Source organism: Citrobacter sp. Ce129 (genome assembly GCF_030334545.1).
Classification (GTDB): domain Bacteria; phylum Pseudomonadota; class Gammaproteobacteria; order Enterobacterales; family Enterobacteriaceae; genus Citrobacter; species Citrobacter europaeus.
Genome location: NZ_JAOWDS010000065.1, coordinates 385,198 through 405,443, shown reverse-complemented (window position 1 = coordinate 405,443; position 20,246 = coordinate 385,198). Strand labels below are relative to the sequence as shown.

Annotated in this window: 14 protein-coding genes; 6 read left to right on the top strand and 8 right to left on the bottom strand. The window is 51.7% G+C overall.

Annotated elements, in window-relative coordinates; genetic code table 11:
* Position 1: 1 nt before the first annotated feature.
* From OGV77_RS15840 to OGV77_RS15830, 3 genes are read right to left on the bottom strand one after another with little or no spacing between them, the layout of a single operon-like run.
* Positions 2–1,564 (bottom strand): ABC transporter substrate-binding protein, encoded by a 1,563-nt coding sequence (locus tag OGV77_RS15840; protein WP_043016318.1) that lies wholly within the window; start codon positions 1,562–1,564, stop codon positions 2–4.
* 15 nt (positions 1,565–1,579) lie between these two features.
* A complete protein-coding gene (gene ddpX, locus OGV77_RS15835) occupies positions 1,580–2,167 on the bottom strand; it encodes a D-alanyl-D-alanine dipeptidase (protein WP_087050545.1) in 588 nt (195 codons plus the stop codon).
* A gap of 14 nt (positions 2,168–2,181) precedes the next feature.
* The gene (locus tag OGV77_RS15830) at positions 2,182–3,048 is read right to left on the bottom strand and encodes a MurR/RpiR family transcriptional regulator (RefSeq protein WP_080625189.1); all 867 of its coding nucleotides are present in this window, start codon (positions 3,046–3,048) and stop codon (positions 2,182–2,184) included.
* Between the two features lie 398 nt (positions 3,049–3,446).
* Here OGV77_RS15830 and hdeB point away from each other — a divergent pair, with 398 nt between their 5' ends.
* The 5 genes from hdeB to OGV77_RS15805 all read left to right on the top strand — a co-directional run bounded on the left by hdeB (position 3,447) and on the right by OGV77_RS15805 (position 8,206).
* Positions 3,447–3,776 carry an acid-activated periplasmic chaperone HdeB gene (gene hdeB, locus OGV77_RS15825; protein ID WP_043016321.1) on the top strand — a complete coding sequence of 110 codons (330 nt, stop codon included), beginning with the start codon at positions 3,447–3,449 and terminating at the stop codon, positions 3,774–3,776.
* Between the two features lie 155 nt (positions 3,777–3,931).
* Positions 3,932–5,878 carry a methyl-accepting chemotaxis protein gene (locus OGV77_RS15820; protein WP_087050546.1) on the top strand — a complete coding sequence of 649 codons (1,947 nt, stop codon included), beginning with the start codon at positions 3,932–3,934 and terminating at the stop codon, positions 5,876–5,878.
* Between the two features lie 176 nt (positions 5,879–6,054).
* Positions 6,055–6,369 (top strand): helix-turn-helix domain-containing protein, encoded by a 315-nt coding sequence (locus tag OGV77_RS15815; protein WP_032943458.1) that lies wholly within the window; start codon positions 6,055–6,057, stop codon positions 6,367–6,369.
* Complete coding sequence (locus OGV77_RS15810; protein ID WP_047411265.1) at positions 6,362–7,633, top strand: type II toxin-antitoxin system HipA family toxin; 1,272 nt, start codon at positions 6,362–6,364, stop codon at positions 7,631–7,633. The genes OGV77_RS15815 and OGV77_RS15810 overlap by 8 nt, the downstream gene beginning before the upstream one ends.
* Positions 7,634–7,687: 54 nt before the next feature.
* The gene (locus OGV77_RS15805) at positions 7,688–8,206 is read left to right on the top strand and encodes a DUF6622 family protein (RefSeq protein ID WP_075146170.1); all 519 of its coding nucleotides are present in this window, start codon (positions 7,688–7,690) and stop codon (positions 8,204–8,206) included.
* On the opposite strand, the gene OGV77_RS15800 is transcribed toward OGV77_RS15805, so the two are convergent.
* From OGV77_RS15800 to OGV77_RS15780, 5 genes are all read right to left on the bottom strand, one after another.
* Positions 8,203–9,570 (bottom strand): glycoside hydrolase family 10-like protein, encoded by a 1,368-nt coding sequence (locus OGV77_RS15800; RefSeq protein ID WP_087050547.1) that lies wholly within the window; start codon positions 9,568–9,570, stop codon positions 8,203–8,205. The two genes, OGV77_RS15805 and OGV77_RS15800, sit on opposite strands and share 4 nt — an antisense overlap.
* A 12-nt stretch (positions 9,571–9,582) precedes the next feature.
* Entirely contained in the window at positions 9,583–9,870 is a 288-nt protein-coding gene (locus tag OGV77_RS15795; RefSeq protein ID WP_087050548.1) for a VF530 family protein, read from the bottom strand.
* A gap of 122 nt (positions 9,871–9,992) precedes the next feature.
* A complete protein-coding gene (locus tag OGV77_RS15790) occupies positions 9,993–11,321 on the bottom strand; it encodes an HlyD family type I secretion periplasmic adaptor subunit (protein ID WP_170928000.1) in 1,329 nt (442 codons plus the stop codon).
* Positions 11,321–13,060 carry a type I secretion system permease/ATPase gene (locus tag OGV77_RS15785; RefSeq protein ID WP_080625185.1) on the bottom strand — a complete coding sequence of 580 codons (1,740 nt, stop codon included), beginning with the start codon at positions 13,058–13,060 and terminating at the stop codon, positions 11,321–11,323. The genes OGV77_RS15790 and OGV77_RS15785 overlap by 1 nt, the downstream gene beginning before the upstream one ends.
* 10 nt (positions 13,061–13,070) lie before the next feature.
* Positions 13,071–18,401, bottom strand: a complete 5,331-nt coding sequence (locus OGV77_RS15780; RefSeq protein WP_087050549.1) for a peroxidase family protein — start codon at positions 18,399–18,401, stop codon at positions 13,071–13,073.
* A gap of 627 nt (positions 18,402–19,028) precedes the next feature.
* Here OGV77_RS15780 and OGV77_RS15775 point away from each other — a divergent pair.
* The gene (locus tag OGV77_RS15775) at positions 19,029–20,216 is read left to right on the top strand and encodes an OmpP1/FadL family transporter (RefSeq protein ID WP_087050550.1); all 1,188 of its coding nucleotides are present in this window, start codon (positions 19,029–19,031) and stop codon (positions 20,214–20,216) included.
* Positions 20,217–20,246 lie beyond the last annotated feature (30 nt).

Genomic DNA, 20,246 nt, shown 5'->3' with positions numbered 1-20,246 from the left:
CTTATTTACTCATGGTGGAGATATTGAAGACCTGTTCCAGCATCGGATTGAATACAAATCCTTTGACGTCTTTGTTCATCGCCAGCTGATAGTTTTTCTGGAATAGATAGACGTAGGCTGCTTCATCAATCACGATGGTTTGCGCCTGCTGGTAGTCATTGGTTCTGGCAACCTGATCGGTCGTGGCCAGCGCGCTACGCAGGAGTTTATCGACCTCAGCGTTTTCATAGAACGAACGGTTACCCGGCAAGCCTTTCTTGTCTGACTCAAACCAGTAGTTCATAAACATGTACGGGTCGGCGAAGTCCGGGCTCCAGTTGCCAATGGCAATGTCGTAATCGCCTTTACCCACGCGGTCACGCATGGTGGCGTTCGCCAGTTTTTCCAGCTTCACCTTAATGCCCAGTTTGCCAAGGCTTGCCTGGGTCGCGAGCGCGATAGGTTCCCAGTTAGGGTCATTATCAGAGTACAGGAAGCTCAGGCTTTCAGGTTTGGTGGCAACTTTGTCCAGGGCCGCTTTCGCTTTGGCTTCATCGAAGCTGTACTGCATGGCCTTGTCGTCAAAACCCCACATGCCTTCAGGGATCGGGCCACGCATTTGCTTCCCATTGCCGCTCAGGATCCCGTTGACCATGCCTTTATAATCGGTGGCCCACGAGATGGCGCGGCGTAAATCCACCTGATTGAGCGGGGCCTTACTGTTGTTGAGATACAGATAGGTCACGCGCAATGAGGGGTAATCCGCCACGTTCACTTTGCCTTCTTGTTTTAAGGCAGCCAGTTGGTCAACAGGAAGCGCATCGGCAATGTCGATATCGCCACGCGATAATTGCAGGCGGCGGGAGGCGCTTTCACCGATGATTTTTACCGAAACCCGCTTAAACGTCGGTTTAGTGCCGGCATAATGCGGGTTAGGCACCAGCACCAGCTGTTGTCCTTTTTGCCAGCTTTTAAGCATGAATGGCCCGGAACCCGCCGTGTTCTGCGCGAGGAATCCGCGGGCATCGTCTGCGGCATGCTCTTTTAAGATAGCCGGGTTAATAATTGAAGCCCCGTCATTTGCCAGCGTATACAGAAACGGAGCAAACGGCTGGCTCAGGGTAAATTTCACCGTGGTGTTATCGATCGCCTCAACCTTCAGGTCTTTCGGGAACGCTTCTGCGGGACCCTGACCAATTTTGAGCAAACGTTCGAAGGATTGCTTTACCGCATCAGCCGTCACCGGCGTTCCGTCGGCGAATTTGGCATCGTTTTTCAGAGTAAACGTCCACTCTTTCTGGTCGTCCGAGGCTTTCCAACCGCTGGCTAAATCGCCTTCAACTTCCGTGGAACCTTTGCCACCATCGGTTTTGTACTGAACCAACCGCTGATAAGAGGGATAGGTGACCGTCCAGTCGTTGTTATCGATGGTCACGGCGGGATCGAGCGTCTGAGGATCGGCGGCTTTGCCAATCACCAGCATGTCTTTAGGCACGGCGGCCTGCGCGGCGGGCAGGGCAAACGCCAACGCAACGGCTATCAGAGCGGGGCGAAAAAACGCGTTTAACGCAGGTGTAGTCTTCATAACCAGGCTCCAGAATTAAAGGGGATGTTGTGTTGTTATGGGTGAAGCAGGGAAACAGGCTATCTGGTCGTCAAGCAGCGGATAACGAGCGGCATCAGGTAATTCAAAATGCCACCACTCGCTGTTGATACCGACAAAACCGCCCCCGAACATAATGGCATTGAGCAGCAGCCGATTGCGCTGCGCAGCCGGAGGAACAGAAGGGTGCCAGGCATGGGAACGGTCGTGCATTTCATCAAAACCGGCCCCCATATCGAGTAGAACGCCACGATCGTCCATTAACGTAACGTCAATGGCCGTTCCGCGACTGTGATTGGATCCTATCGCCACATCAACAACGTACTGGGGATCAGGACAGGCATTCCACAGTACTGCCTGCGCCTGCTGAGGGCGATACGCGTCGTACACCACCAGCGACAATCCCGCCAGTTGCGCAATACTAATGCTTTTAGCCAGCGCGGTTACCGCCTCGGCGTGCAACAGGCAGCGCGCTTCCCGATAGATAGGTGCACCGGTAATGTTGTCGGCAGTGGCGTATTTAAGATCGATATGCAGCGACGGAAATATCACCGACAGATCGACCAGTTCTGGGGTTTCTGACATAGCACGTTTCCTGTTCATTGTTCGAATTGACCAAATTGTTGTTGTAACTGGCGATTGGTTTGCAGGCGTCCTGCGAGGGAGTCACCCAGTTGGGCCACCACCGCAGAGAGTAATAAATTGAACAAACAACTCACCGGCGCCAGTGAGTCCCAGAAATGTCCGGTGTCGGTTTTTACCTGAAGTAAATCAATAGAATAGTCTCTGGCCCATGGACACCACACATCGGTGATTAGCGCCAGCGGAATGCAACGTTCCGTGGCGACACGGCAATATTGTCGCGAGATAGCGGAATAGGCGCGCATATCGGTGATCACCACGTAAGGCTGGCTGAATCCCGAATTCAGCGACTCCACCCAACTGCCGGAAAGCCCTTCGGAGTAGCTAACTTTAGGTCGCAGGTATTCCAGGTGACTAAAAAAGGCGTTGGCGATCCCACGGGTGGACTGGATCCCGAGAATATACACGGCTTCCGCATGCGCCAGCTGCTGCGCAATGCGTAAAAACGTTTCGCCTTGTGCAAGTTGATAGACGTGGGTAATGGCGTCGATTTCCAGTAACAGCGACTGCTGCGCGCGATCCGGCAGGCTTTGCTGTTGGTGCCAGGAGTCCAGCCGCTCGTTCATTCCCCAGGGCTGATACGGGACAACGGGTAGCTCTCGCAGACTGGCTTTTGCATCTTCCAGATTGCGAAACCCCAGTTTACGCAGATAGCGTCCAACGGTAATACCGCTGGTTCCGGTTGCTTTAGCGATACCATCCGCGGTTTCAAAAGGGATCTGTACAGCATGGGCTAACAGCCACCCGGCCACGCGCTTTTCGCTGGGCGTCAGCTGGCTAAAGGTCTGCTCTATGCGGGTAAATAACTCAGGTTTCGCTGTCATTACCTTCTCGCTGTTAGTTGTCTGTCAGATTACGGTTCACTGTTAGCAAATTAACAATGCAGGACGCGTGCCAGGTCGGTAACAGCGGCACACTGGCTGTTTTTGTTAAAACAAACTCATATTCGTTAACTAATGATCAACATTTGTGCAGCGTAGTTCAGTTTTGGTGCAACGGCAGGGGGAGCGGGGCAGGATTCTGTTGATTTCGTCGGAACGATCACATTGTGGCCACGTTTTACGCCCAAACATCAGAATCAGTAATGTGAAATATAAATTTCAGCTATATCCATGGCGGCAATCTTTATTCTCATGATGGTAGGGGTATTATTTTTGCGAACTACATTAACGGTTTGAAGCGCAAGTGTAGATATTATTTATATTATAAATGGAGTTCTACAATGAATAAATTTTCTCTTTCTACAGCTGGTATTCTGGTCGCAGCGCTGTTAACCAGTGTCAGCGTCAATGCAGCAACTGATAACGCTAAAACTGAAGTGACTCCGAAAGGCATGAGCTGCCAGGAGTTTATTGATTTGAACCCGCAAACTATGGCTCCGGTGGCTTTCTGGGTGCTCAATGAAGACGAAGACTTCAAAGGTGGCGATTACGTAGACTATAACGAAACCGTGACGACTGCTGTTCCCCTGACCGTTGAACTTTGTAAAAAACATCCTCAGAGTGAATTAAGCAAAATAAAAGACGAAATCAAAAAAGAATTATCCAAATAAGATTAAGTTGTTATTAAAACCCAGCCAGAGTGCTGGGTTTTGCTATTCGTGACAACGTCACTTATTTGTTTTGTAATACTTAAGAAAACTTTATAAAGATATAAACTCCTGTGCCGATACTGGATAAAAGTTAGCCTTTTGCAGAAGGAGTTTGTATGGCCTGGTATCCTACTCGTATTTCAACGCGTTTAACCATCGGCGGCATTCTGCTGCTTGTAGTCACGAGCCTTGTGATAGTGGTGATTATGCTCTGGCGTGGTCAGCCGCGCGTCGTTGAAATCAACACCGCCCTGATCGAAGAAACAGGGCAAGGTTTAACCCGTCAATTGAGTACCGTATTGTCCAGAATTGAAGGCGAGACCGTCAGCCTGTCACGGCTGGCTGAGGTGCTGCCAAATGATGAATCTCTGTACCAAAACGTCGTTCCACATCTGATTGGTGAAGGTAAAGACTCGATTATCACCGGCGGCGGCATCTGGCCAGAACCTGATGCATTCACCGCTGGTGTAGAGAAAAGAAGCTTTTTCTGGGCGCGTAATGCTGAAGGAAAACTGGTGTATTCCAACGACTACAATGTCGAAGGATCAAGCGGATACCACAATGAAAGCTGGTATCAGCACGCCAAAGGGCAATCACAAAACAACTGCCTATGGTCTGATGTTTACCAGGATGCCAGTTCTGGCGTCAACATGGTGACATGCAGCGTGCCTTATCAACTGGCGGGCAAGTTTGCCGGGGTCGCCACCACCGACATTCGCCTGGATAATGTCGCTACTTTCATGCAGCAGCAGGGCAACAGCACCGGCGGCTACGCGTTTGTGGTAGACAAGCAGGGACAAATTCTCTATTTCCCGCAGGCCGACCTGGCAAAATATAAAACCATTAACGATCTGGCGCAAAGCGCGCAATGGCTTATCCCGGTGGAAAAGGGGCTGAAATCTCTGCGCCCGGCCGATGGGGTGAAGACGATTACGCTTGCAAACGACAACGTTCTGAATACGGCGTCACGGGTAATGCTGTTCCCGATGGCGGATACCGGTTGGGTTGTCGGTCTGGTGACACCTGAGTCGCGTATCGTCGGCCTTGCCAAAGTAATGATGCAGGACGTCCTGGAAGTATTAATCCCGATAATGACGTTGTTGCTGGTGGGATCCTGGCTGGTGGTTCGCCGACTGATTTCACGTCTCGATGATACCCGTCAGGCTCTTGATGACATCGCGCAGGGCGAAGGCGATCTTACCCGTCGTCTGGATGTTCGCGGCAAAGATGAGATCTCTGCTATTGCCGAGGCGTTTAACCTGTTCGTCGATAAAATCTCAGCCATTCTGATCACCGTCAGAAGCAGTAGCACAGTGGTGGCGAATAACGCCGTTAGCCTGGCTGACAGTAATATGGAGCTTTCATCTCGCGTAACGCAGCAGGCTGCTGCTCTGGAAGAGAGTTCGGCGGCTATGGAGCAGTTAAATGCGACCGTTCATCAAAATGCCAGTAACACACAACTGGCGGATGAGCTATCCGACAGTACCGCGCAAACGGCAAACCGTTGCGGCGATGTGATGCAGGGCGTGATCTCTACGATGGATAACGTCAGCGCCTCATCCGGCAGAATGGTGGAAATTGTCGCGGTCATCGACAGCATTGCGTTCCAGACCAATATTCTCGCCCTGAATGCCGCGGTTGAAGCCGCCAGAGCGGGTGATGCTGGCAGAGGGTTTGCCGTCGTGGCCTCAGAAGTGCGCACGCTGGCTCAGCGCAGTGCCACTGCTGCCCAGGAAATTAAAGCGTTGATTGATGAATCCGTTTCTCATGTAGGTAGCGGAAGTCAGCAAATCCACACTGCCGGCGAACGTCTGGGAGAACTGGTGAGCAATGTGCGTCAGGTGCGCCAGTTGATGGGGGAAATACGCGTTGCGGGTGAAGAACAACGTAAGGGCGTTTCCGAAGTTACACTGGCCGTTACCGAAATGGACAGCACCGTTCAGCAAAACGCCTCATTAATTGATGATGCCGCAGCACGGACGCAGGCGCTGAAAGAGGAGGCGGAACAGTTGGCACTGCTGGTCTCATCCTTCAGATTACCTGAGCCTGGCGTTGCCGGATAACCACACCCTATCCGGGTACAGGCAATGTACCCGGATAACTCCAGTATAATGGCCCTTAAGCAAGATTTTCCGGTTTAACTCCCTTTTATTGTGCCTTATAAGGCTTTGAATCATTCCCCGCTTAACTCTATAATATTGGGTGTAAAGTCGTTTTTATCCCAATAAGAGCCAATATTATGGATTTAACGCTAAATACTGCAGCCGATATCGTCAAACTACTTTGCGACAGGTTGCGTAAAGAACGACTCGCCCGGCAAATGACGCAAGCTGATGTTGCCGCGCGTTCAGGGGTCGGTGTGAATACCGTTTCAAATCTGGAAGCGGGGAAAAATGTAGGATTTGAGAATCTGGTCAAAGTCGCGATGGTGTTAGGCTATGGCGATGCGCTGGAGGGGTTATTCAAACCCAGGATTGATAGTCTCGATGATATTTTGCGTTACGAAAAGAGCGCGGCACGTCAGCGGATCAAAAGGAAAAATTCTGATGCCTGAGCAAGTTGATGTCTTCTATGAAGGCTGGGGTGAGAAATGGCTGTGGGGCAAACTGGTGTCTTCCACAGCCCTGACCGGACGTCCGTTGATCGCCTTTGAATACAGTGAAGAGGCCTTACGTAAGGGGCTGGAACTGTCCCGACTGATGTTACCGCTAAACGGTCCCCGTTTACGCAGGGATTTCCCGGCTCATCAGTTGGGATTACCTGGGCCGGTCTATGATTCGCTACCTGATGGCTGGGGTATGCTGCTGATGGACCGACTATTTAAACGCCGCGGGCTCAACGCAGCACGCATCGGTCCATTGGAGCGCTTAACCTGGGTCGGCAACAACGCGATGGGCGCCATGACATTCCAGCCCGTTCAGTCAGATGTCGAGACGCTGTCAAAAGAGGATGTTCCTCTCGCACAACTGGCCGCGGAGGTTCAGGAAGTCCTGAGCGGGGAAGGCGGGGAATTCTTGCAAAAACTACTCCAGATGGGCGGTTCGCCACAGGGAGCAAGGCCTAAGGCGCTACTTTATCGTGACACTGTCACGTCTAAATTCACCACGGCGCCGCTACCCGGGAGCGAAAGCTGGCTGATTAAATTTCCCGCCAGGCATGAGCATGCTGAGGTATGTGCCATCGAAGCGGTTTATGCTGAATGCTTGCGCCAATGTGGGATCACCACGCCAGACACGGCGTATTTTAATCTGCCCGGCGGACAGGCTGCATTTGCCACTCGCCGTTTCGACCGTGACCAGTCGATACGTATTCCTATGCAGAGCCTGGCGGCACTTACCGGGGCAAATTACCAGATACCCGGCGCTTTAGACTACCGGGATTTTCTGCGCGCTACGCAGATTTGTACCAATGATGTCAGAGAAAAGGCAAAAGCGTTCGAACGCGTGGTTTTCAACGTGGCATTTAACAATCGCGACGATCATCCGAAGAATTTTGCCTATTTAATGTCAGCCGATGGAAACTGGACTCTGGCTCCGGCCTACGACGTCACCTGGTGTGAAGGGCCTGGTGGATATCACCAAATGGACGTACTGGGAGAGGCGCTGGATATCGAAAGAAAGCACCTTCTGTCGCTAGGCGTTCAGGAAGCTGAGTTATCTGCTGATCATGTGAACGGCATAATCGAAAAGGTCTGTCACTCTGCCACAGGATTGAGCGCTGTCGCCAGGGATAAATATCCCGATCAGATAACGCAATCCACGCTGAATACGATACAGAAACAAATTAATGATAATGTCCGCCGGTTAATGTCCCGGTGACGCAGATATAGCCGCTACACTTACCGGAGAATTAAAGCTGAGCGGGGCAATGTTATGGCTGAATTTGTCTTGGGTATGCTGCAACACACACCAGTTTGGGTGTATCTGTTGTTTGTCTTTCTGCTTTACCGGGGGATTAAAGCCAGAACGCCCGCCACCGTCACGCTGGAAAAACTGGCGCTAATCCCCGCTATTTTTCTGTTCTGGGATATCTACGATTTAATCACTTATCGTGATCCGACCCTCATTACCTATATACAGTGGGTAATAGGTATTATCAGTGGCGCGATAATTGGCTACATGTTGATTAACCCCAGCCGTTTGAGTCGAGGTAGCGCACCGCGGAGTATTCACCGTCCGGCGGACTATTCCGCATTGCCGTTTATGCTGCTGGCATTCAGCGTTAAGTACGTACTTGGCGTACTTAACGCCGTTTCCCCCGACGTTTTACGCCAGCCCGCAATGAGTGCCATGGCTATCATTACTGGCGGCATCTTCGCCGGTGTTTTTGTGGGGAAATTTAGCCGCTACGTGAGCGTCTGGCTCAGGCTTCGCGGTCAGGACAACCATTAGCGCCCCCAACGATTGCGAATGTAGGTCACGGCTTCCTGCGTTTGCGGCTGATTAAGGTAATCTTCGCGAAACAGAATTGTGCCATTAATGTGCGGTTCAGACTCGTTCAGATCGAGCTGTTTTTTCAGCTCCGGTACGCCGCCTTTGACCGTCCAGTCCGGCTCTTTTCGCGACGGTTCGCCGACTTTATACAGCGCCACCCCAATATACAGGCGGGTGTTGGTTGATTTGACGACATCAGCCCACCATTTTGCCAGTACATCGTAGCGCGCCGCGTCGCGGGCAAAAGGCCAGTACAGCTGCGGAGCGATGTAGTCCAGCAGACCTAGTTGCACCCAACGACGGGTGTCAGCATACGATTCATCATACGCTGCCGCACCGCGCGTGTCGGAACCTGCCGGATCGTGCGAACGGTTGCGCCACACGCCCGCAGGACTGACGCCAAACTCGACTTCAGGTTTGAGTTTCTTGATGGTTCGCGAAACCTGAGCGATCAGACGTTGCGTGTTATCCCGCCGCCAGTCCGCTTTGGAAGCGAATCCCTGGCCGTATCTTCTGAAGGTCTGAGTGTCGTTGAGCGCAGATCCGGGAGACTCGGTATAGAAGTAATCATCAAACTGCACGCCGTCAACCGGGTAATTCTCAACGACTTCAGCCACGATGCTGGTTATCCAGTCACGCACTTCGGGAATACCGGGATCTAACACAAAACGCTCACCCGAGGTGCGGATCCAGTCCCGGTGCAGGACATAAACGCTGGAGGGCGTCTGCGTCAGGGTATTGTTTAGTTCGGTGACCGTCGAAGGCCTGGTGTTCACGGACACACGGTAGGGGTTAAACCAGGCATGGACTTTCATGCCGCGTTTATGCGCTTCATCGAGCATAAACTGGAGCGGATCGTAACCCGGATCCTGACCAATCCTACCGGTCAGGGTATCTGACCATGGCAAGATTTTAGACTGCCACAACGCGGTGGCATCAGGTTTCACCTGGAAAAAAACGGTGTTAATACCAAGCCGCTTCAGGTTGTCCAGCTTGTCCGTCAGCGCTTTTTGCTGCTGGCTGATGCGAGCGGCAGGCGAACTGATGTTGACAGATGAAATCGGCGGCCAGTCCAGACGCGAAACCGTTGCCAGCCAGATACCACGCACCGGCTCCTTGCTTTGCTGTGGTTTACTCACCGGAGGCTGTGGCGTAACTCTGGAGCCGGGCGGTTGCGATGAACAACTGCCCAGTAGCAACATACTGCCTACCAGCAGCGCGAACCACTTCATGTTGGTTAGCGGCAGCCTGGCGCGGGAACGGGCGAGAACATTCGCCAGTTTTTTCTGATAATTTCCTGAAATAAAACCGGATGCTGACATCAGATTTTGCTCTTAATTCTTCTTGTTGCGGCTGTTAGCCCATGGGTCGAAGGCCGGTTCGGGGGGGGTGTTTGAGACCTGGTCATGCAGCGAATCAAGGTACAGCGCTTCGACTTCTGCCCGCGCCCACGGCGTACGGCGCAAAAACTTCAGACTGGATTTAACGCTCGGTTCATTTTTAAAGCAGTTGATATTAATGCGTTGCGCCAGTTCAGCCCAACCATAACGATCAACCAGGGCATTGACCTGCATTTCAAGCGTTACGCCATGTAATGGGTCTTTAGAAATATGAGCATTCATATGAAGTCCAGTTCAGTGGTTCCAGATTTTACGGGAAGAAGGTTACAAGAAAGCAAAGCTGCCAGCAATGGCAGAAACCGGCATGGCGCCACAAGACGAGCACCCAACCGGCAATGGATGGATCAATACTCTTTAAAGGCCAGTTCCAGACGGGCAATCAACGGTTTAAACAGGTAACTCATCAGGGTTCGTTCACCGGTCTTGATCGTCACGCTGGCGGGCATTCCCGCTTTAATTTTGTAATCACCCAGCAAACGCGCGCCCTCTGCTGAAACCTGTACTTCAGCAAGGTAGTAAGGCTGCTGTGTGGCCTCATCAATTAAACGATCCGCCGAGATGGTGAGAACCCGGGCCGGGACCGACGGTAACAGCGCGTGGTTAAGGGCAGGGAATAGCACATCAACGGTTAAACCGGGGACCAGTTTATCAATGGCGTGCACCGGTATTTTGGCATCGATTTGCATCGGTTGCCCGGCGGCAACGATATCCATTAAATGTTCTCCAGGCTGGATGACGCCGCCAACGGTACTGACTTTAACATCCAGCACGATGCCGTTAATCGGCGAGCGGATCTCGGTGTTATCCAGTTCATGACGCGTGGATACCAGTTCATCCTCCAACATTGCCACCTCTTTTTGGTTTTCGGTCAGTTCAGACTCAACTTCACGTAAATATTGATGACGCACCTGGTAGGCTTTAATTTTTAATTCATTCTGCTGGGATTTCAGTTTTGCAATATTAAGTATATCTTCTGAAACGCTGCTGGATATTTCTGCTGCTTCGCGCTCAAGCACCAGTAACTGCGCTTTGGGGTAATAGTTCTTTTCACTCAGTGCGCGAATAGCACCCAGTTCCCTGTTAATCAGATTGAACTGGCGGTCGCGATAGCCTTTTATTTTATAAAGATTATCCGTTTGTCCCACCAGGCCATCGAGCGTCTCCTGAATCATCGACAGTTCGTCCTGAATGGTCTTGCGGCGCGTATCGAAAAGTTTAGCTTGCAGATTTCTCACTTCCGCCAGCCGTTTATTGCCGGAGAACTGCTGCGTCAACGTCGTATTAAAGCCGATTGTTTCCAGACCATCGCGTTCTGCCAGCAGGCGGTCTTCAATACTTTTAGCAGAAATATACTGGGCATTTAAGGCGCTGAAACGCATTTCGAGCTGCATTTTATCCAGCCGGACGAGAACCTGGTTTTTCTTCACCAGGTCGCCTTCTTTGATAAAGATATCCGTTACCCGACCGCCACTCAGGTGCTGAATAGTTTTGCGGTTACTCGATACGGTTACCGTGCCATCGGCGACCACGCCCGCATCTAACGGTGCTTGTACCGCCCAGAGGATAAAGCTGCCGACACCCAGCATAATGACGATCACGCCCCGAATAATCGGCGACCAGATATTGGTATCTACGCCAGCGGAGGCCGCGTTGTGGGGATTCTTTTTCATCATCAGGCCTCACGTTGCTGTTCAGTAGTGGATGGAGAAGGCGTAGCCACCGGTTTCAGTACGTTGGCCTGACGCAAATGGGCAAAAACCTGATCGCGGGTGCCAAACTCCTGTATAGCGCCATCGTTAAGCAGCAAAACTTTATTGACCACGCCGAGCAGCGTGGGTCGGTGCGAGATAATGACGGTAGTTTGTCCCTGCGTGCGCAGGGTATTGATGGCTTTAATGAGTGCGAATTCCCCCGCGTCGTCAAGATTGGCATTCGGTTCATCAAGCACGATAAACGCAGGGTTGTTGTAAACGGCGCGAGCCAGCCCGATACGCTGTCGCTGCCCGCCGGAGAGCTGGTACCCACCTGCGCCAAGCGGTGTGTCGTATCCTTGCGGCAAACGCAGAATCATCTCATGTACGCCGGCCAGCAGGGCGGCAGCGACGATAAGCTCACTGTCATTTGTGGTGAAACGGGCAATGTTTTGCGCGATGGTGCCGTCAAACAGTTCAACATCCTGCGGCAGATAGCCAATGGACGGACCCAGCAGTGCTTTATCCCACTGACAAATATCCGCCCCGTCTAATCTGACCTTTCCTGATAACGGCTTCCAGACGCCAACCAAAACCTTGGCCAGCGATGTCTTCCCTGAGGCAGAGGGACCGATAATCCCCAGCACTTCGCCTTGTTCCAACTGGAATGAGATATTACGCAATAGTGGGGAAGACTGACCGGGAGCCGCAGCAAAAACACCTTCAACGCTGATGTTGCCGTTCGGACGAGGCAGGGTCAGCACCTCTTTCGGTGCCGGATACTCTTTCAGCAGGTCAGAGAGCTGGTGCCAGGCGCTACGAAACTGCACAAACTGCTTCCAACTGCCGATCACCTGTTCTACCGGGTTGAGGACGCGGCCAAGAATAATCGACGCGGCAATCATCAGGCCCGGGGTAATATGGCCGCCGATCACCAGTAAAGCCCCGGCGCCCAGCGCAATCGACTGCAGCAACACCCGCACAAAGCGGCTGAGACTGCTTAACCCGGCCGTTTTGTCGGCAATCAGCGTTTGTAACGCCAGCACTTTGTTATGCTGTTCCTGCCAGTTGGACTTCAGGGTTGAGAGCATTCCCATCGCCTCAATGGCATCGGAGTTTTGTAGCTGTTTATTCAGTTTACTGGCATTGTTAATCGTTAAGGCGTGTGCTTGTTGAATAGGGCGCTTGGTAGCGATTTCCGAGACCAGCGTCAGAATGAATAATAACGTTATTCCACCGAGGGAGAGATAGCCCAGCAGAGGATGGACCAGAAAGGCGATGAACAGATATATCGGCGTCCAGGGAATATCCAGCAGGGCGAACAGACTATTCCCGGAAAGAAACTGACGGAGCTGATCCAGTTCGGCTAAAGATTGCGCCGGGTTATTATCACCGGTAACCATCTTTCTTTTAAATGCCGCATTAAAGACTAACTGGCTTAGCTTTATATCCAGCCGGTTGCCAAGCCTGACCATGACCTGCGCGCGGGCGGATTCAATCATGGCTATAACGATGTACAAGCCGACAATCAATAAGGTTAGCATTAACAGCGTGGTGGTATTTTTACTCACCAGCACGCGGTCGTATACTTGTAGCATATAAATTGCCGGCGCCAGCATAAGCATATTAATCACACAACTAAAAAACAGCAGCATCAGAAAAGTGGGTTTCGTTCCTTTTAATGCATCATTCAGTTCTGTTGGCGTATGCTGGCGCGACATAGTCTTCTCCTTATACGATCAATGAACTATTGCCATTGTTGCTGGCAAGGGTGGTGGGCATTTCCAGATAAAAGTCACCAATATTCACGGTGGTCGAATTGACGCCCACTAATGTGATGGTGTCAGTGCCGATAGTCACAATGGTGTTGCCATTGTTTCCGGTGATAGACACGCTGCTGGCAAAATTACCCGCGTTGATGCCTAACAAGACGAGATCGAGGAAGTCCTGGCCGCCGTTGGGGTTACTGTCAAAACCGGTGATCCGGTCCTGCCCAAAGTTAGCACCGAAGGCGAAGATATCGCTCCCGGCCCCTCCGTCAAGAATGTCGTTGCCCCCCTGGCCATTGAGAATATCGTCGCCGCTACCGCCGGAGAGGGTATCCGTGCCCGCGCCGCCAATCATGACGTCGTTGCCGTTTCCGCCCTGCAGGTTATCAGCGCCATCTCCGCCATCGAGGAAGTCATTCCCGGTACCGCCAAACAACTGGTCATTACCTCCCATACCAAACAGATAGTCATTGCCGGAACCGCCCGTAATGGTGTTAGCAATAGCATTCCCGGTACCGATAAAGCTGCCGCTGCCGGTAAAGACCAGTTCTTCCACGTTGTCAGTGAGGTCATAGCTGCTGAGGCCGGTACGCACAATGTCAGTACCGCCATTCACACCTTCAATAACCACATCACCGAAATCATCAACGATGTAGGTATCATCGCCCGCGCCGCCGGTCATACTGTCGGCGCCAAGACCACCATCAAGCGTGTCATTACCCGCATCCCCCTGCAGGATATCTTGCCCCGCCTGACCAGACAGACTGTCGTTACCCGCACCGCCCACGAGCAGATCGTCACCTGAGCCGCCCAACAAAGTGTCATTCCCACCTTCACCGCGCAGAATATCGCTCCATGCAGTACCGACGATCGTGTTCGCGCCGTTGGTACCGACAATCAGATCGCCCACAGGCTGTGTGGTGGTCGAGGTCAGAACAACAGGGGGGTTGCCTTCATCGTCGACGACGGTAACCACCACCTGCAGCGTTCGACCGACCATGGCCTGGCCCGGCGTATAGGTCGCGGATGTCGCGCCGTTAATGTTGACGAATCCGGTTGGCGAACTCATTCTCCATTGATAGGTGAAATTACCGCCGCTCAGACCGTCTGCGTCCGCAATGCCCGAAACCACCGCGGTCAGCGTCAGACTTTCAGTCGGAGTGAGGTCATTAATTATCGGCGCACCGGTGGTGGCCTGATTTCTCGGCAGGATTGCCTGAGTTTGTGCCGACACCAGCGTTTCTGCGTCACCCATACGGTCGTTAAAACTGGCTACCACACGCAGCGGCGCGCCCTGAATAGCGCCAGGCACTCTGAACTCCGCACCGATTGCCTGATCCCGCCATTGGCCGTTGACGAATGCCTGCCAGGTCATCGTGATGGCCACATCCGCTGCCAGCCCATTACCGTCCAGCAAATTCGCCACGTTGACGCGCAGCAGATCGCCCACCGAAGGGTTAGGATTGCTGATGGTGAGATCGCCCGTCGCTTGCTGCGCCGTCACCCACAACTGCTGAGCATCGCCAAACTCCAGTTTTTCGATGTTCAACAAACGATCAATGCCATCATTCAGGTTCAGCGCGGCATTGGGCGTAGCGTGATCGACACGCAGGCTACCGTCAGCCATACGGGTGAAGACATAGTTGCTGCTGACATCACGGTACACCGCAACGTCGGTTTCCGTGCCGTTACCTTCATGCAGAATTTCGCGCACAATCGACAGTTGATTCGGTTTCAGCGTGCCAGCAAGCATGTACGACTTCAGTTCGGCCATGCCTTCGGCGCTGGTGAGTCCTGCCATACCGGTAACGGCAATACGCACGTTGAGCCACGCATCGCCATCAATAATATCGTTACCGGCTTTACCCATAATGCGGTCGCTACCGCCGCCGCCGAGTAAAATATCGCTACCATCATCAGGGTTCAGTAGCACCGCGTCCGGGTTAGCAGAACGTTCTACGCCGAGAATGGCCTGAAGCCCGTTGATCCGGTCTGCACCTTCCTGGGTCAGGTTGTTAGAGAGGGGAACACCCTGAACCGGGGCGGTGCCTATCGGCTGTTCCGTCCCGGTCAGGATATCGTCGTATTTCCAGCCCGACAGCCCCTCAACCAGGTCAAAACGATCGCGCAGAATAAATTCCTGCTGGTTAACGAAAATGGGGATCCCAAGATCAGAGTTCGCGCCATTTGGGTCACCTTTATGGATAGCCCAGTCGAAACCAGCCATACCATTATTACGCTGGATCCCCGCGCCCTGAACCATGATGTCGTCACCGGCTTCGCCATCGTAGTCGGTGTCGTTACCCTGACCGTTAAGGACATCGTGACCGATAATGGTACTGTTGAAGAACAGCTCAGAGTTATCACCCGCCAGCGTGTCAAACCCGTCGCCGCCTTCCAGCCAGTCATCGCCTTCGTTGCCCATCAGGAAATCACCACCCGAGCCGCCAAGCGCAAAGTCGTTATCCTGACCCGAGAAGACCTCCTGCGCATCTTCACCGACCACCACGAAGTCGCTGCCGCTGCCGCCAAAGACCAAATCATTGCCATTTCCGGAGAAAATAACGTCATGTCCGGCATCGCCGTGCAAGAAGTCAGCATCGCCAACGGGGGTACCGGTATCGGTAATAATGTCATCACCGTCACCGCCGTGGACCACATCGGCTTCGTCACCGCCGTCCAGTCGGTCATCTCCGCCATCGCCCCACAGGCTGTCGATCCCTTTACCGCCGATTAACGTATCGTTGCCCGCCGTTCCGCCAAGCACCACATGCCCATCACCGGTATATTTCAGATAACCACCGTCCGCAAAGCTATCGCCGTCAACATCCGCGCCAGGGTCGCGACGCACCAACAACGGCGAGAGCAGATCTTTCAGCGGATTACCCCATTTCGGGTCGATTTCCGTTTGCAGCACGCGGTTCACTTCAAAAATATGGTCCGGCGTCTGGAACAGGTTGGCGGGCAGGTGAGAGGAACCCTCCTCACCAAGATCGCTGTTACGCATTACCAGCGCGGAAAACGAGTTGGCCTCCAGTTCATTGAGTAAGTTCAACCCCTGAACGCGGCTCAGGTAGTAGAAACGATCGCCGTCCTGCAACATTTCCATTTGCGTTTCAAAGACAAAGTTGAAGGTTGAACCCAGCATGCCGCCAAATTCATTTTTGCGCTCAGCCAGTCCGCCAATCCAGAAATCGACCATATTCAGGCCGGTTTCTTTCGTTGCCCACGCCCCGGTGCTATTAAAGAAATCCATTGCATCCGCAGGTGGGGCGTTATTGGCATCGCCAAACAGCAGGAAGTTTACCGCCGCGCGTTTACCTTCAAGGCTGGTGGCATTGAGGATTAACTCATGCTGACCGTAAGCAGCCATAAAGTTAATGATAGAGGCCGGGTTTTTCAGGTAGGTGGTAAAGTCAGCCCAGCTGGTATAGGGCCTCAGTTGGCTATCACCGCTTAATGCAAAAAACTGCTCGCGAGCCTGGTTCAGCGAAGGCATTGCCGTATCACGGCCACGGGCAATATTAAGCGCGCCTAAATCAAGGGGCAGGCCGATGAGATTATTACGCAGAGCATCGGTAATAAACTCATCAATTTCATTGCCCACCTGACGCGTCATACCACGCACAATCGCGCCGATGGCCTGGTCGTCAGTGACGGTGGCACCGTTGATTTCATTGAATGCCACAGGATTCAGGAACGCGGCTATCAGGCCAATATCGCCGCTTTGCATATCAATGTCGGTACGCGCCACGGTTTCTGTCAGCATTGAATGTCCGAAACGGTAAACCACGTGCGCAAACTCGGCAAAGATAAGGGGGTTAGTATCCGCCGTGTTGGAGAAGACAAACGGATCAACGGCGGGTTGTACGGTACGCGCAAACTCCTCAAACACGAGGTGCTGGTACTGCATTTCCGTGGAGAAGCGACCGGCCTGGAATAAGTACTCGCCATTCCATACCAGAGTACTGGTATTGGCAGGCATCTCAGTGATTTGGTGATTCGGCATCAACCACTGGTTAATGAGGTCGATGTCGCCGGTTTCCAGCAGTGTGGTTTTATACTGTTCAACCAGGCGATTATGTTCGCTGTGAAAAACGGCATGCACAGCGGTTAAGCCAATGTTCTCATTACCACGCCCATCGCCGGTGATAAAGTGACGATCGAGCAGTTCGTTATCATAGGTTCCCGCAGGTTGCGCTCCTTCGCCGCCGATAGCACTGTCATCATCCGCCAGCAGGCCCGCTTTTGGCGCGGCAGTATGAGCAATATCATCCAGAAACGCGTGGCCGGTGCGGAACGTCTCCGCAGGTAACAGGCCGCCATTGGCTTCAACCAGGCCATTGGTGGTCACAATCTGTACCTTCCCGTTTTCACTTAAAATCAAATTACCGTAGCGGTCCGTTGCCAGCAGAGGAACATTAAAAACATCCTGATCGGTGAGTTTTATACCCAGTAGAGTTTCAGCCTGATTTTTAACGTCAGCCCAGGTCGCCAGTCCTCCGTTAGCGCCGCCTAACAGATTTCCCGTTGGCTCGGGTTTACCGTCAATAATTACGTATTCGCGGATGAAAATCTGATGTGAAGGGTGGGAGGTGTAGGTCTGGTTTTGATCAATGAAAGGGGTTGTCAGGTTTACCGTCTCTCTGTTTTCGTTGACCGTCGCCCGGGTTAATAGCATAAAGTTTGTATCCGACCCCTCAACATATAAAGGGTCGTCTGGCTGTAGCGGAATGAAAACAATACCGTTGCCACCTTTCGGTATCAAATCCAGACCGTGGTCGAAAAACTGACCAAAGAAGGTCATCCAGCCGTTAAAAGCGGGGGAAAGTCCAATATCCGGAGACTGGTTGGGAATAGATAAGCTGCCTTCTCCTGTAATAGTACCGCCGCCAGGCGCATCTTTTAATGCGTTGAATACCTCCAGAGCCGCCGGGTTTGAAGCCGTCTGGTCCGAAATTAAGTTACTGATAATTCGCGGGTCAGCATCAATAACCATCCCGCCAATTTGGATATAACTGGTCATTTCATCCGCGTCTTGCCAGTTTAATGCGGTTAATCTTGGCATAGTCTGGTCGGCTGAGCCGTATAACTCTTGACCCGGTAAAAGGTTATTCCATGAACCATCCACCGTACGAAGGCCATAAGGTAATAGCGGACTGGAGACTAATTCTCGAAGCATTTCATCATTAACGCTACCATCCGCGTTAGTTGCCGCTTCGGATATTTTGATCTGCTTAAGAATAAAAGCCAGATCGTGCAGAGTGACAGTAAAGTCATATTGTGAGGCCATAAGTCATTACCCCTATCTTTACCTGTATTAGCTATCATCACTCTTTTCTTCTGCTTACAAAAGCTGACAGAAGAATGAGTCGCATCAGATATCTGATTGTTAGTACATGATTAAGCTCCGTATTTTAAAACACAAACGATATCCACGACCGGGTTGGTGTTATTCTCCAGATATTTAACCAGACCAATAAGATATTCACCTCACTTATGAATTGGGTTTTAGTGACCGATGCTAACCGTGCCTTATTGAAATTAAAGGCATATTCGGGGCGCGAAGTTTTGAGAAGACGAGGTCTTCTCAAGCAATGAATGTGTAGGTTTTTTTAAACTCAGATTACATTTATGTGATGATCATAACTATGGTTTTTCCGTTGCCGACTTCACTCATACTTTTTTATGAAAACATTAAATTTTCATTTCTTTACATTTGAATTAATGCCAAATTTCTTATTAAGAAGAATTCTCATTAAGGCGATATTTAAGAGAGCAGAGGCAGATTATAAATTTAATATTGGATGAAACTTAACGCGACATCATTCCAGAGGCCTGATTAAGCTATTAGCGTAAATCAATACTGTGTGATAACTGGCCTACGTTTTGTTAAGTTCCCATCCAGACAGGTAATACAATGAAAAAAAATATAATTCTTCTTTCCGGAATGCTCTTTTCGGCGTTCGGTAACGCCAGTACGCTCTATTTTTATGAAGTCGGAACGGAGGATACAGCACTCGCTGGTGCAGGGCAGGCCGCTCGCGCTCAGGATGCCTCAACGCTATTAACGAACCCAGCGGGAATGACCCGTCTGTCTGACCATATGGTCACCGGAGGGTTGCAGGCGATGGGGGGAGATATTCCCTATACGCTGAACAATAGCGCTGACGAAAGGCAAAGTCCGGGGAACGTAATGACGCTGTTCCCCAATTCCAGTATGTTTTATGCGCAACGCCTGAGCGATACCGTTTCAGCCGGGCTGGGATTATATGGCAACTATGGGTTGGGTATCGATTTTGGCAACTGGGCCGGGGATCGGTTGATTAAACAAAGCACCCTGGTTGCGATGACGCTGAGTCCAGGCGTTGCATGGAAACTGAGTGACAAGGTGTCGGTTGGTGCTGCTGCGGGTTTGAACTACGGTTTTCTGTCTTTAAAAAGAAATGTCGACGGCCACGATGAAAAACAAAGCGATCATGACTGGGCGATGAATTACCGCCTTGGCTTATTGATGGATTTAAATGACAAAACACGGGCGGGCATAACCTGGAGCAGCAAGACTGATTATCATTTCAATATTGACGGCAAAGCGCGTTTCCCACATCTACCTAATATTGGCTATGACCTGCCGATTTCCGCCCAGGTCCGCGCGCCACAGCAGGTAATGGTTAGCGTGGTTCACGATATTAACCGAAGATGGTCAGTGATGGGGGATCTTGGCTGGCAGGACTGGAGTCAGTTTGGTAGCCCTCAGGTTACAATAAATGGTCAACCTGACGATCGTGATAATAGGCTGAAAGATACATGGCATACGGCGGTGGGTGTGCAATATCATCCCGATGAGCAGTGGCGAATTAATGCCGGGGTCGCATTTGACAGTTCACCGTACAAAACACAAAGTAATGCCGCGCTTTCGTTACCGACCGGGGATGAATGGCGATTTGCCACCGGAGCTCAGTACCAGATTACCCCAGCCAGTAATATCGGGGTAGCCGTTGAGTATTTGCATATGCAGTCATCCAGCGTTAAATCTGATATCTATGCCGGTGAGTATAAAAATCCGTGGCTTTGGTTTGCCAGCGTTAACTACAGCTATCAGTTTTAGCATCGTTGTTATCAAGTCGAAATGTTATGT

What these genes read in the sequence shown, in the direction of transcription:
- OGV77_RS15840 (WP_043016318.1), bottom strand. Translation starts at nt 1,564, where the DNA reads ATGAAGACTACACCTGCGTTAAACGCGTTTTTTCGCCCCGCTCTGATA.
- ddpX (WP_087050545.1), bottom strand. Translation starts at nt 2,167, where the DNA reads ATGTCAGAAACCCCAGAACTGGTCGATCTGTCGGTGATATTTCCGTCG.
- OGV77_RS15830 (WP_080625189.1), bottom strand. Translation starts at nt 3,048, where the DNA reads ATGACAGCGAAACCTGAGTTATTTACCCGCATAGAGCAGACCTTTAGC.
- hdeB (WP_043016321.1), top strand. Translation starts at nt 3,447, where the DNA reads ATGAATAAATTTTCTCTTTCTACAGCTGGTATTCTGGTCGCAGCGCTG.
- OGV77_RS15820 (WP_087050546.1), top strand. Translation starts at nt 3,932, where the DNA reads ATGGCCTGGTATCCTACTCGTATTTCAACGCGTTTAACCATCGGCGGC.
- OGV77_RS15815 (WP_032943458.1), top strand. Translation starts at nt 6,055, where the DNA reads ATGGATTTAACGCTAAATACTGCAGCCGATATCGTCAAACTACTTTGC.
- OGV77_RS15810 (WP_047411265.1), top strand. Translation starts at nt 6,362, where the DNA reads ATGCCTGAGCAAGTTGATGTCTTCTATGAAGGCTGGGGTGAGAAATGG.
- OGV77_RS15805 (WP_075146170.1), top strand. Translation starts at nt 7,688, where the DNA reads ATGGCTGAATTTGTCTTGGGTATGCTGCAACACACACCAGTTTGGGTG.
- OGV77_RS15800 (WP_087050547.1), bottom strand. Translation starts at nt 9,570, where the DNA reads ATGTCAGCATCCGGTTTTATTTCAGGAAATTATCAGAAAAAACTGGCG.
- OGV77_RS15795 (WP_087050548.1), bottom strand. Translation starts at nt 9,870, where the DNA reads ATGAATGCTCATATTTCTAAAGACCCATTACATGGCGTAACGCTTGAA.
- OGV77_RS15790 (WP_170928000.1), bottom strand. Translation starts at nt 11,321, where the DNA reads ATGATGAAAAAGAATCCCCACAACGCGGCCTCCGCTGGCGTAGATACC.
- OGV77_RS15785 (WP_080625185.1), bottom strand. Translation starts at nt 13,060, where the DNA reads ATGTCGCGCCAGCATACGCCAACAGAACTGAATGATGCATTAAAAGGA.
- OGV77_RS15780 (WP_087050549.1), bottom strand. Translation starts at nt 18,401, where the DNA reads ATGGCCTCACAATATGACTTTACTGTCACTCTGCACGATCTGGCTTTT.
- OGV77_RS15775 (WP_087050550.1), top strand. Translation starts at nt 19,029, where the DNA reads ATGAAAAAAAATATAATTCTTCTTTCCGGAATGCTCTTTTCGGCGTTC.